Source organism: Flavobacterium sp., from assembly GCF_049590715.1.
Lineage (GTDB): Bacteria > Bacteroidota > Bacteroidia > Flavobacteriales > Flavobacteriaceae > Flavobacterium.
In genome coordinates this window covers 1-13,032 of record NZ_JBAWDL010000073.1, presented here as the reverse complement: position 1 = coordinate 13,032, position 13,032 = coordinate 1, and the positions used below count along the sequence as shown (strand labels likewise).

11 protein-coding genes and 1 pseudogene are annotated in these 13,032 nt (G+C 31.6%); all 12 read right to left on the bottom strand.

Annotation, left to right across the window (positions count from 1 at the left end; translation table 11 throughout):
• Positions 1 to 803: pseudogene (locus WBQ70_RS03775) on the bottom strand (glycosyltransferase family 2 protein); the annotation flags it as partial.
• 74 nt (positions 804 to 877) lie between these two features.
• On the bottom strand, positions 878 to 2,032 hold the full coding sequence (locus WBQ70_RS03770) for a glycosyltransferase family 4 protein (RefSeq protein ID WP_423910770.1): 1,155 nt from the start codon (positions 2,030 to 2,032) through the stop codon (positions 878 to 880).
• Positions 2,033 to 2,041: 9 nt separating this feature from the next.
• Positions 2,042 to 2,917: a hypothetical protein gene (locus WBQ70_RS03765; protein ID WP_423910767.1), complete on the bottom strand. Its 876-nt coding sequence runs from the start codon at positions 2,915 to 2,917 to the stop codon at positions 2,042 to 2,044.
• On the bottom strand, positions 2,917 to 4,350 hold the full coding sequence (locus WBQ70_RS03760; protein ID WP_423910764.1) for an MBOAT family O-acyltransferase: 1,434 nt from the start codon (positions 4,348 to 4,350) through the stop codon (positions 2,917 to 2,919). Before WBQ70_RS03760 ends, WBQ70_RS03765 begins: the two co-directional genes overlap by 1 nt.
• A 10-nt stretch (positions 4,351 to 4,360) precedes the next feature.
• The gene (locus WBQ70_RS03755) at positions 4,361 to 5,242 is read right to left on the bottom strand and encodes a hypothetical protein (protein ID WP_423910762.1); all 882 of its coding nucleotides are present in this window, start codon (positions 5,240 to 5,242) and stop codon (positions 4,361 to 4,363) included.
• A 5-nt stretch (positions 5,243 to 5,247) separates the two neighbouring features.
• Positions 5,248 to 6,645, bottom strand: coding sequence for a UDP-glycosyltransferase (locus tag WBQ70_RS03750; RefSeq protein WP_423910759.1), 1,398 nt, complete (start codon positions 6,643 to 6,645; stop codon positions 5,248 to 5,250).
• Between the two features lie 173 nt (positions 6,646 to 6,818).
• Positions 6,819 to 7,694 (bottom strand): N-acetylneuraminate synthase family protein, encoded by an 876-nt coding sequence (locus WBQ70_RS03745; RefSeq protein ID WP_423910757.1) that lies wholly within the window; start codon positions 7,692 to 7,694, stop codon positions 6,819 to 6,821.
• Positions 7,695 to 8,095: 401 nt separating this feature from the next.
• Entirely contained in the window at positions 8,096 to 9,253 is a 1,158-nt protein-coding gene (locus WBQ70_RS03740; protein WP_423910754.1) for a cytidylyltransferase domain-containing protein, read from the bottom strand.
• A 59-nt stretch (positions 9,254 to 9,312) separates the two neighbouring features.
• Complete coding sequence (locus WBQ70_RS03735; RefSeq protein WP_423910751.1) at positions 9,313 to 10,128, bottom strand: polysaccharide pyruvyl transferase family protein; 816 nt, start codon at positions 10,126 to 10,128, stop codon at positions 9,313 to 9,315.
• A complete protein-coding gene (locus WBQ70_RS03730; protein WP_423910748.1) occupies positions 10,125 to 11,303 on the bottom strand; it encodes a hypothetical protein in 1,179 nt (392 codons plus the stop codon). The genes WBQ70_RS03735 and WBQ70_RS03730 overlap by 4 nt, the downstream gene beginning before the upstream one ends.
• Positions 11,300 to 12,433 carry a glycosyltransferase gene (locus tag WBQ70_RS03725; RefSeq protein ID WP_423910745.1) on the bottom strand — a complete coding sequence of 378 codons (1,134 nt, stop codon included), beginning with the start codon at positions 12,431 to 12,433 and terminating at the stop codon, positions 11,300 to 11,302. Before WBQ70_RS03725 ends, WBQ70_RS03730 begins: the two co-directional genes overlap by 4 nt.
• On the bottom strand, positions 12,433 to 13,032 hold a 600-nt coding region (locus tag WBQ70_RS03720), incomplete at its 5' end, for a galactosyltransferase-related protein (RefSeq protein WP_423910742.1). The genes WBQ70_RS03720 and WBQ70_RS03725, both read right to left, overlap by 1 nt.

Here is a 13,032-nt window from a genome sequence, read left to right as displayed (position 1 = left end):
TTTATTGGCAAATGAGTCTGTTTTGACAAATCTTTTAGCACATTATACAAATAGATTTCCCTTCCAATAGTTGGTATAATGACATCTATAGTCCTCAATTTCACCACATCATTAACCGATTTGACTTGAATCGAATCTAAAGAAATATCCCATCGATTTCTGTTTTTAAAAAACAAACTTCTAACTAATGGAAAAAATGGGAATTGCTTTTGGTAAAGTACCAGATTAAGAATAAGTAAAAATACCCAACGTGTTCGATAATGTTGTTTTACAAATTGGAATAACTTGTAATTATTTGTTCTTTTACAAGTTAGTTTGACATCGTTTTTAAGCACTAATTTTGGCTCTGAGTATACTATCAATCCTTTTGGCATTGCCACTTTGGCAAGTGAATGTAAAAAATAATTAAAATCACTACTAGTGGATAAATTTTCGTCAAATTGCAGTAAGACTGCTGCAAAAACCCCACCTACATCACTACTCATTTGCCAAGTAGGATAGGTAACTTTTTTATTGATTTTAATAAAAGGAGATTCTTCAACATAACCAATTGCTTCTGGCAAATAACTTTGGTCATTAATTCCAAACGAAGCCATTATTTTATGATGATGAAATATAGAATTAAGGCCTTCTTTATTAAAAAAAGGTTCTAATTCTATGGCACACCACATAATCCAATATTGTGGATAAGATTGTGCTATTTCCATTATAACAGCTGCTATATTTTGAGACAAAAACGATAGTCGTTCTTGATCTTTCATCACTTGTACAACATTATTATTTTTATGGTAAACTACGATCATATTTCATCTAAAACTCCAACATTCTTTATTATACTCTCAAAGGCTAAATTTAACACAAATCAAAATTTACAAAACTAGGCATCTCCACGAATAACCTCTTCATAAAATGCACAATTTTCTTGACCTAACTTTTTAATGTCAAAAAAAGCATCAACCCTTTCTCTAGCTTGCTTTCCTATTTGCAAACACAATCTCTCATCTTTAAGCAAGCTTACTATACGTTCCGAATACAAACTATGATTACTTGGGTGTACTAAAAAACCACTTTCTCCATCAACAATTAACTCTTGCGACCAACCAATGTTGCTATTTACCACTGGTTTTTGCAAAGCCATAGATTCAATTGTTACCATTCCTAGTGTTTCCGCATAGGTAGGAAAAACACAAACATGAGCATTTTTAATATAATTTTGAACAGTACCATAGGGTATTTTTCCTAAATACTGTACCTGTTTCAAATCTTCCTTTTTAAATTGAGATTGCATTAATTCCCATGTTGATCCTGATTTGGTAGCAATATCAAAAGAGTCACTCCCTATTAAAACTAATTTGGCTTCAGGAAATGCTACACGGACTTTATTAAAAATTTCAGGAAGTTCTAAAACTCCTTTTTTACGGATGAGTGTTCCAATATATAGAATTAATCCCTTTTCATATACTGCTGGATTATGGTTTTCAAAATTCTCCAATGCCAATCCGTAATGAATGGTTTGAATCTTTTTATTTTTGATTTTAAATAGCTTTTTGGATACTTCTCCAGCAAAAGAGGTGGGTGCCACAAAAGCGTTAGCTTTCCTAATTGCTAATTTTTCGAACCAAAAATTCTTTTCTTTTTGCTTACGTTTTTCGATATAACAAAAATAGGTATCGCTTCCATGAAAACGAATTACTAAAGGCACTTTCAAAGTCATAAAAGCAGTAATTCCAGTCCAATCTGGCGCTTCAACCAAATCTATTCTTTCTTTTTGAATCAGATTATTCAAGTAATTCTGAATGTATTTACGATGAAAATACCAACCTAAAAACTTGTATTTTTGATTCTTGATTAGATGAATACAAACTCCATTTTCTTCAAAAATAATCGACTCTTTTTGTCCATAAACGACAACAGTAACAGTAACTTTTTTTTGAACCAAAGCAACAGCCAAGTTTTTTATACTTGTACCAATCCCAGCAGCATGTAGCACACTGGCATGAGGATATTCGGGTGTAAGAAAAGCTATATGCATTATTTTACTTTAAAAAAAATCATTAATTATAATCTTGGTGAATTTTCTAGATCCAGCATCATTCATATGACCACATGAGGAAAAATAGTTGTCTTCAATTACTGCATTTTCATAGTTATGAATTTCTGGATATGCTTTTTTCACCTTGTCAAAGTACTGAATCCCTTTAGTGTTTTCACACATGGGTGTCATAATAGGAATAATGCGAATGTTCTGCTCTAGGCATATTCGTTTGATATCTTCATAATATTTATTTTTCAACAAAGGCTTCAAATTCGTCAAATCATTTTTCATATTTCCTTTTTTATTGGTCAACAAAGGATGGTAGCCTAAATTTTCTAAATGACTCGTTTTTTTATGAATACCGTTAAAAAACATCTCTCTAAAACCTATTTGAGAATCAAACTTAATATAGCGATAAAAAGGAATATAATACAATGAGGCAAAATCAGCTTCATTTTGAAAATGAGTTTTTATTAAAGAGGAATCATGTAAATAAGGCAAAAACTTAGCGGCAATCCCCTCTGCTCGATGATCATTAGATAAATTCAAATCGACCTCAACAATTAGGTTTTTAATTTTATAGTTACGTTCTATCATTAATTTCAATAATAAATCGGCTTCAAAAAGATGCCCACCACTCATACCAAAATTGAATGTTTTAAGTCCTTTTTCTTCAAATAGTTCTGACACAAAATGATTATTGGCTCGAGAGGATCCCAATATAACGACATCATATTGACGTCCTTGAGAATTATATATATAATCAATTTTTCCTCTATTTTGTGATTGTAAATAGATTTGTGTATATCCATAGTCCAATACTACTGCTAGTACAACAATTATGATTATTCCTTTTAAAATAAAACTGAAAAACTTTTTCATTAAAACTGAAAATAAATAAATTCTTTGTAATCTGAATAGGTTCCTAAACTCAAAATAGCGATAAAACATAAGGCTAATTTTACCGTACTGTATTCCCCTGAAATAGGTTCTTCCTTAAAGCGATTATTCCATTCAGCCCAAACGAATAAGAAAATTAACAACATTAATTCATAGTTGTATCTTTCGTTAGAGAGGTATTGTGAAGCAAAATTACCATTGGTTACGATTCCTTTCAAATAAAGAAAAGCATCGGTTATCGATTTGGCTCTAAAAAACACCCAAGCTATACAGGATAATATAAAAGTTAGTATGATATGAAAAACGGTATTCAAGGACTCAAAATTCCATTGTAATCGGGTTGCTTCGATATTGTTTCTATTTTTTTTCAATAATAATAAAGGCAAAAAATAAACGGCATTCAAAAATCCCCAAGCAATATAAGTCCAATTGGCTCCATGCCAAAAACCACTCACTACAAAAATGACAAATACATTTCGCACTTGCTTGTATTTGGATCCTTTACTGCCACCTAGCGGAATATACAAATAATCACGAAACCAAGACGACAAGGAAATGTGCCATCGACGCCAAAACTCAGCTATATCCCTTGAAAAATAAGGATAGTTGAAGTTTCTCAACAATTCCAACCCAAATAATTTAGACATTCCCAAAGCCATGTCCGAATAACCTGAAAAATCCCCATAAATTTGAAATGCAAAATAAATGGCTCCCAATACCAAAGAAAGCGAATTCATGGACGGATAGTTATCAAAAATGGCATTAGCATACGTGGCACAAGTATCCGCAATAACTACTTTTTTGACTAATCCCCAAATGAATTGATAGATTCCCGCTTTAGCCTGTTCGTAATTAAAACTTCGTTTTACTTTTATCTCAGGCAATAAATGCGTGGCTCGTTCAATAGGTCCCGCTACCAAAAGCGGAAAATAGCTTACAAATAATGAATAATCAATAAAGTTATATTCGGCTTTAATTCTTTTATAATAAATATCAATTACATAGGATAAACCGTGGAACGTATAAAACGAAATCCCTACTGGCAATACCACATCCAATAAAAATGGACTCGTTTTCAAACCCACACCGTTTAACAATTCAGCAAAAGAACTGGCAAAAAAGTTGTAGTATTTGAATAGTCCTAAAAAACCCAAATTGACTCCAATACTCAACCAAAACCAGAATTTTCTAGATTTTTCATTTTCACTTTTCTCGATTCGGATTCCAGTATAATAATCCAAAAAAGTAGAGAAAACCAACAAAAACAGAAAACGCCAATCCCAACAAGAGTAAAAATAATAGCTGGCAACAATTAAAATCAAATTTTGACTGCTCTTGGTTTTATTAAAAACAAACCAATACAAAATAAAAACAATCGGCAAAAAAACCGCAAAAGTTAGGGAATTGAAAAACATACTTACAAACCTATTTTTTATAAAATTTAATTTTATTTGCTAATTGAATAGAAAATTCATCGGCTCCGATACTATTCAAATGATAACCATTTTTAAACTTTGAGGAATCTTGAATACTTTTAGAGAAATCCCACAAATTAGTATACTGTTGCTTTAACGAGGAAATAAACTCTAAATTCTTAGTGTCATTTCTAAAAGGAGCAATAAAGAAAATACAATCATGATCTGATTTTTTCACCAAAGACGTTATCTCCTTATTATAACGATTCTTTTTATTAATTTTTAATGGTAGACTTCTTTTCCATTTATTTCCGAATCCAAAGATAGGCTCAAAACCTTTAGTTTTTTCATATTTATTTTTCTTAAAAAAACTAGCGAACACCTCTCTTATTCCTAATTTCGAGTCGTATTTACAATACCTATAAAAAGGCATATAATACAACCACATAAAATCCTTTTCATCTTGAAAATATCTTTTGATTATTTCATTCTCTCTAATGAAAGGCAATAGGTCTACGAATAGAAATTTTGATTTTGATTCAGAATTGTAGTAATAATCTGTTTGAATAAAAACAGTTTTAGATTCAATATTGTACTGTTTTAGTAATTTCAATATCGTTAAAATATCCTTTGGTTGAGCATCCATAATTCCAAAATTCACACTATTAACATGTAAAACAGAATCAATAATATGGCAATTTATATGATTAATTACTCTGGATGATCCTAAAAAAACACAATCAAACTTTCTATTAGTCTGTTTTTTTATAAAATGGAATTTGGTTGTATTGGCCATATTAGTGTATACATAAGTATAAACAACATCCATTACCGCTGCTACTATAATCAGTAGTACAAAAAGTTTTAAAATAGATAGAATGAATTTTGTCAAAAGTATTATTTTAAAATCGCATCAATTTGTTTCCAAATATTTTCCGAAGCTTGGGTTGGATTTTTACCTACCACTGTTTCATACCATTTTTTGCCTTCTTTGACATTGGATAATTTTCCATCCAAAATTTGCTGGACTAAACTTTCTAATTCCGTTTTTTCAGTACAAAAAACTGCTGCTTCACGACTAGGCATACTTCTAAAATGAATATAGTTATAGTTTTGACCAATGTCTCGAATGTCTTTTTTCAATTGTGGTTGTTCATAATTATAATATATACATGGTTTATTATGAGCTACAAAATCAAACACCGTTGAGGAACATACATTGGTAACCATTTCCGAATGTGCACAAACATTATACAGTAATTTCAAATCAGCTTTATCAGGAAAAACTTCATTCCAATTTGTCCCAATGGGTTTCCAAACTGGATCAATAACGGTGATAATATCTTGGTTTGTTTTAATCACCGTTTCATACCTATTGGTCGTATCAACAGGACATTTCCTGTAAATGATTCCCAATTGATAGCCTTTGTTATTTAAACTTCGTACAGCATGAGCCAAATCTTCTAGATAATATTGATCTAATGGAGAAGTAGTTTCATCATCACCTGAATAGCAAATGTATTTTTTATCACTATCTAAATGGTGTTCTGCAAAAAAATCTTCTCTAGTTTGTAGTAATGACGTATCATAATGTGGTTCAAATTGTGGTGTTCCTGTGACAAATATTTGAGATTCGTGGACAAAAGGATAATATTGCAAGACTTCAGCTTTCATTAAATCACTCCACACACAATAATAATCCGTTTCAATTACTTGCATCGCTTTTGGTACATTGTCCCAAGAATACACAAATGCTACCGTGGGAATGCCTAGGTCTTGTGCCGCTAATAGTGCACTAATAGATTGCGTTGCTCGTTGTGTGGTGCAAAAAACCAAATCAGGTTTGTGCTCTAAAAGTTGGGCTTTACAATACTCATATTTATTAGTAGATCGTTCTAATGCGTTGATTCGTTTTCGAATGTAAAGAATCCCTTTCTCTGAAGAATGTAATCCTATTAACATTTTAACATACAAAGTCTTTAAGCTATTTTTGAGTCCGTTATAACTAAAGGGGAATTTATAGGTAGGATAGACAGCATCTTGGAACTTTTTTTGAGAAACATTAAGTTCGATATGTTTTCTGGCTCTTGAATAAAGTGCCGTTAACGGATGCATTTTATGATTTTCGATCTTCACCTCATCAAAACCTAATTGTTCTTTGAGTGAAAAAACAGTATTGTTCCAATATACAATTTGGTGCCCTTTTTGTTCTCCCAATTCTTTGAACTTTGTAAACGCAAAATTGCGCAACCCTACTCCATCAGGAAAGAAAACAAATATTTTTTTATTCTTCATCAACTATGAAAGTTTGTTTTTTTTTTTTTTAAACTGGGACAAAAATAAAGGTATTGAAGTTTAGAATGGTGGTTTCTTTTGATAAAAACAGGAATTATAATGGCTGTTTTTCGTTAGCTTGATTTTTAATTCAATGTGACCGTTTTTAGAGTAAAACAGTATTGAGAACCGTACTACCCTTTCTGATTTTTCAATTTTTCTCTTTGTACTTGTTCAATAGGGAGAATATCTGTTGCTTTGAAAGTTAGAGCAGCATGAACGGCATGTAAATCACGTGATAATTTACGCAATCCCATAGGTTCTAATGAAGCAGCATGATCCGTTCCTTTCCATGTTCGGTCTAGAGTATAATGTCTTTCAATTATATTAGCTCCTAATGTGTAAGCAGCAATATCAACGGCTATCCCTAAATGATGGCCTGAAAAACCAATGTGCTTTACCTTTTCCTCATATTTTTGTTTTAGTAAATTAATATCCAGCAAACAAACGTCTTCAAAAGGAACGGGATAACCGGAGGTACAATTGTAAAGGACCAAGTCATTATTACGCCCTTTACTCACGAAGAACTCTACTAAATCATCGGTTTCATTCTTCGTGGTCATTCCTGTTGAAATATGAATTTCGCCAGAATAGTTTTCACACAACCATGCTAACATTTTGTAATTGTTGTTACATGCGGAAGGAATTTTGATGAATGCTGGATTCAATGATGTTATTTCTTGAGCAGAAGTCAAATCCCAAACCGAAGTAGAATAGACAACACCTACTTCTTCACAATACATTTTTAATTCGGCATGCTGTTGCACATCAAACTCAAGGAATTCTCTGTGTTCGCCATATGTAGCGCCATACGAATTACTCTCATTAGGATGTGGTGCGTGGTATTGTGCTTCTGTCAATAATTCTTTATTGTTTCTTTTTTGAAATTTTACCGCATCTACATTACAAAATATTTTTGCTATTTTGATGAGTTCCTTGGCTATTTCCATATCACCTTTGTGGTTGCAACCAATCTCGGCAATAACGTATGGTTTTTTGTAGTTGTTCATTTTTTTTGTAAACAAATAAAATTATTATTATTCTATTATTAAATTTTAAAGTGATAATTATTCTCAAACTGATAATGAGTAAGTCTAATCTTGTCGAAGCTCAGATGGACAATCGAGATTTGAACTAACTCATAAATCACTGCACACTGTCAGTCTGAGACAGTCGAAGACCTCACTCCTATCTTCGATAAACTATTGCATTCAAAAGACTTCGACAAGCTCTGTCAGACAATCGTGGTCGAATTAAAAACTCCTAAATTACTGCACTCTGTCAGTCTGAGCCTGTCGAAGACCTCATTCCTTATCTTCGATAAACTACTACATTCAAAAAGAATTCAACTCCCATTGCTTCGGGACAGTCGGACAATAGTAGTCTGTTTTTATTGGACTTTAAAGAGGTATTAATATCTTTTATTATACTTCATAATAACCTCACAAACTTCCCTAATCGCTCCATCGGCTGAATTATGGGTTAAAATATAATCCGCATGTTGTTTGACGACTTCAGTTCCGTTAGCTGGGCAAAAAGACCAACCAACGCTACAAATATTTGCCAAATCATTGACATCATCACCCACATAAGCGACTTGATCTAGACTGGCTTTTCTATCTTTAAGAAATTGAGTCAAAAGAGCATATTTATCTTTAACACCTAGATAGGTATGTTTAATTTGTAATTTTTTCATACGCGCCTCTACTAAAGCTGAATTCTCAGAGGTCATTACAACCACTTCCACATTATTTTGCCTTAGTATTTCGAGTCCCATACCATCACGCATATCGAATTTTTTTATCAACTCCCCTTCGGCTCCAAAATAAACACAACCATCGGTAAAAACGCCATCTACATCAAGTACCAAATAATCAATTCTATCGTGCTTTTTGGATTTTTGTAAACGGTTCGCCAGTAACTTCTCAACAATTTCCCAATCGGTGATACTATCGATTTCTGTATAACTAGCTTCATCCATTTCTACCAAAGCAATTTTACCACTGATTCGGTTTTTAGATGTCGAAAAAGCCGATTTTGTGGTCGCGTAAACGGCTCCATTTTCAACCAAAAGCCCTTCAAAATCTTGACGTCGAGGTCTGTTAAATACATCATAATTTTGTGGTGTCCCATCTGAATTCCAAGTAAAACGATGAGTTTTGACCACTGTTAAAGCCGAATCGTAATTTTCTATTTCTATTTTGTCTAGCGCAGCATTAATATCACTAGCTGTAGTTAATGGAGAAGTAGCTTGCAACAAACATAAAACATCAAAATCATGGTTTATGGCGGTGGCAAACTCAATCATCACGCTTTCGGTTGATGCGATATCGGTTGCGTTTTCATCGTTGCGTAGTAGTCCTTTTATTTTGGGATTCCAAGCGTATTCTTTTTCTATAAAATCTAATATTTCAGTATCATCGGTAAACACATAAACGGCATCCAAATTTGAAAAAACAGCTTCTGATAGTACCCAAGAAAACAAAGGCCTGCCTACTAATTTCTTTTTGTTTTTTCCAGGTATTCCCTTGGAATCTTTGCGTAATGGGAGTAGTGCTATTTTTTTCATTTTTGTATGCTTTAAGTAATTCTCAAATATAATGAATTACAGCTATTTTAGAATTTATTTTAAAACGGACAGACCTTCATTAACCCCTCTCTAAGGGTCTCTACGACTTCAGGATTAGGTTCACTTGTATATTTATTAAACAACAAAGCTAGCTCCTCTTTCGTATAACATTCCTCTTTGATTGCTGGAGTGTAATATTTTATTTGAATGGATTCCATATAGTCCTGATATTTAATATCATCACCAAAAACCTTATCCGAGAATTTTTGCCAAACGGCTGGAATTCCATACGCATGAGCCACAATTATACCATGTAAAGATGATGAAATTATTTTTTCACATGCTAAAAACTCTATTGTTTTAGATTCAATATCAGTAGTCATTAAATCAATAACCAAAACTTCAGCATCAGCAACAAACCAGTCTTTGACTTTTTCCCAGTCATTATAATGAGGAACAATTCCGTATTTATATTTTTTCTCCACTATAGGATTAAAATAACGAGGAAGTAATAAGGCAGGATCTCCATATATTTCGGGAACTTGGTGTCCTTGATCCAATAAAAAAGCACGGGTTTGAGGCCCTCTTACAGCGAGAAATTTTGCTTCTTTAATTGGGTATTCTTTACTAATAATCCCACTTCCCCACACAATACATTTGTGATTCACATGAGTAAGGACACTTCCTATAGTCACATAAATAGGCTGAAAATAATCTAGAAAAGACCATTTCTTAGGCCAAGCAAATACAACTGTTGTCCCAGAAATTTTTCCCACAAGATACTTCCCTAAAAGGTCTCCGTAATTCTCTTTAGTTTTTCCTTGAATCACTTTTTCATTCCACCAAAAAACTCGGATTTTATTGAAAAATATCATTGGTTTACATCTTTTTTCAATTTCTTTTTAATCAAATTTATCTCCCCTTTTAACATTAAAATCTTAGAGCTAATGACATGAAGAACTGTAATTTTAATGTTATTTTGCGTTATAAACTTCAAAACATTTCTATCCATTACTATTCTATTCTTATTACTAATTATTTTGCTAATAAAAGCATTTTTATGAGTTTGATATACATCTAAATGAAATACATCTCTAAAATTATCTAAATCACCAAGACAATCTAGAGTAATTTGAGTTCTCATACATTTATCACATTTAGAACAATTTATTTTGCCTTTTGAAGCCCTCGGATTTGTACATACATCTAAATATTGAAATGCAACATCATATTTTGAAACTAATTTTGTTCTTTCTTCTCTTGTTTTATCTGAGAGACTAGAATAAAACTTAATGGATTCGGTACTCAGCATTTGTAAAGTCAATACATCATATAAATCTGAAATCTTATCAGAAATTTTAAAGTTGTCGAATCTAAAAGCAGAAGCATAATAATAATTTTTAAATAGTTTCTGTAAATTAAGTACACATGAAATATTCCTTAAGGTATGTGTTTCAACGAATCGCATTTCTAGAAGTTCGTTCAAATTAGTATCAATTATTATTACAGGCAAACTAATTTTATTAGCAAATTCTAAAATATTGTCATATCTTTTATTGAATATTTCTCTTGCATATATTCCTCCAAAGTCCCCATGTGATCCTGCATTAAAAAATGTTAAATGAGAAATTTGAAGTTGTCCTCTCATCTTTTCATGCTCAATAATAGTTGCTATAGAATCAACACCACAAGAAATTCCTGTTGCAGATTGACTTTCATGTTTTGAAAGAATTAATTCATTCTCCTGTTCTGAATAAACTTTAATTTTATGAAACTCTTGAAATGCGATACATAAAGCTGGAATTAAATAATGATTCAATTGGTATTTTAATCTTGCTGATATCGTATTTACATAAATATCTTCCTTTAATCTCAATGCTAATAATAGTAATCCTACTACAAAAGCATCAGATTGTTCTGTAACAAGCAACTCTTTGTATTTAATATCAAATTCATACCAAAGTTTATCTTTATAATTATTCGTCTCAAAAATGGAACTTATAATTATTTTTTCTCCTGTTTTTTCTAATTGAGGAGGATATATTTTCATATTCTTTTTTTGTGTATTACATCATATGATTTAAGAACTTTATCTTTAACAAAATCATAAGATAATTCGGGACATAGTACTTCTTTATTATACTTTAACCCTTCACTATAATCTGCTCTACTTAAAGCATTCAATATTTGACTTTTTATATTATTCATATCTAAAATAAAACCATTAAAATCATCTATAATTAACTCATAAGTTGCGCCACCTGGATTAGACTGTAATGGTATACAACCCGAACAAATTGCTTCAAGTAAAGTATTAGGAATACCATCTGATTCACTATAACCTATGTAAAATTTAGCGCGACCCATGAATTTAAGGACTTCCTGATGCGTTATCTGTTCCATTAAAACAATATCTATATTTTGATATGCGTTACTTTGATTGAAAAAGGAAACAACTTCAAGATTTGCTCCAAAAACGACTATTTTATAATTTAATAATTCATTTTCAATTGTGGATAAAATCTTTAAAACCTCAATACATTTTCCATGAATGCCTTGATAACCTTTTACCAAAATTAAGTCTCTTTTTTCAAATAAAATATTGTTTGACTCTAATAGATTTAAATCATATCCTCCACCTCCTGGAAAAACACCTAAAAAATGTCCCGTAAAACCATTTTGTTTAGCAATCTCAAAATCTCTATGACAATCTGTAAATAAAAAATCCAAATGTGGGAGTGTCATATTAATAATATGTTTACCAATTTCACTATTTTTTCGTGCATATAAATCACTTCCCCAAGAAGAATAAACCCATTTAATATCATTATATCTTTTCATCACTTCTAAAATAGGAAAACATGAGATATGCATAGCAAAACTATGTACTACATCAGGTTTAACTTCACGTAAATACTGTTCAAAAACAACAGCAACTGTACGTTCATTAAAATATTGAAATATATGATATATAAAAGATAAGTTCTTTTTTATAAAAATTCTACCTGGAAAATTCCACTTTGGTTTCCATCCTACTTTTTGTTCTACCCAATCGATACGATTGGCTTTATTACTGTAACCCGTAATATCAAACCAAAAAACGTCATGACCTGCCTCTTTCAGTTGCTCTGTCCAACGAAAAAAATGTAAAGACGGCATGGATACCATAAGTATTTTCATTATACGAAAAACATTTTAAGTCGAATAAAGTTATGCTTACGATCAAAGGTATATTCGTAAGGATTATTTCGATAATTTTTAATAATCTCTTCTAAAAAAACATTATTAACTTCTTCCATTTCAGGATAAGCAACATATTTCTTTCTTACTATCTTTTTTAATGTATTTCTAAAGTGAATCAACGGTTGAACTTCCTTGATTTCAATAGAAACTAATTCTTGTTTGTAATTCTTACATTGAGCCAAAACAGCACTGATAGCTATTTTAGAATTGTTTATTTGGAGTACAATCTGAGGATTTTTATCCAATTGTAAATAGTCTTTTGTATCTGGTAATTGTCCCCACGGATCTTGTTGATTAACCACTGTTCGCATAGTCCTTTGTCCTAAATGCATGTAATCATGGTTAATCCTCTCTAAATTACTATGAAAAGGATGTATGCTATTTTTACTTCGGTATTGTTTGGAATGCCATTGGTGTTTTACTAAAATGGCTTCATTATAAAAACAAACCTCTAATCCTTCATTTTTCATCCGAATATGAATGTCCGTATCTTCAGCCCCCCAACCATGATAAAACTCATCATACCCATGCAATTT

Coding starts and splice junctions, on each gene's coding strand:
- WBQ70_RS03770 (WP_423910770.1), bottom strand. CDS start 2,032: ATGCATATAGCTTTTCTTACACCCGAATATCCTCATGCCAGTGTGCTA.
- WBQ70_RS03765 (WP_423910767.1), bottom strand. CDS start 2,917: ATGAAAAAGTTTTTCAGTTTTATTTTAAAAGGAATAATCATAATTGTT.
- WBQ70_RS03760 (WP_423910764.1), bottom strand. CDS start 4,350: ATGTTTTTCAATTCCCTAACTTTTGCGGTTTTTTTGCCGATTGTTTTT.
- WBQ70_RS03750 (WP_423910759.1), bottom strand. CDS start 6,645: ATGAAGAATAAAAAAATATTTGTTTTCTTTCCTGATGGAGTAGGGTTG.
- WBQ70_RS03745 (WP_423910757.1), bottom strand. CDS start 7,694: ATGAACAACTACAAAAAACCATACGTTATTGCCGAGATTGGTTGCAAC.
- WBQ70_RS03740 (WP_423910754.1), bottom strand. CDS start 9,253: ATGAAAAAAATAGCACTACTCCCATTACGCAAAGATTCCAAGGGAATA.
- WBQ70_RS03735 (WP_423910751.1), bottom strand. CDS start 10,128: ATGATATTTTTCAATAAAATCCGAGTTTTTTGGTGGAATGAAAAAGTG.
- WBQ70_RS03730 (WP_423910748.1), bottom strand. CDS start 11,303: ATGAAAATATATCCTCCTCAATTAGAAAAAACAGGAGAAAAAATAATT.
- WBQ70_RS03725 (WP_423910745.1), bottom strand. CDS start 12,433: ATGAAAATACTTATGGTATCCATGCCGTCTTTACATTTTTTTCGTTGG.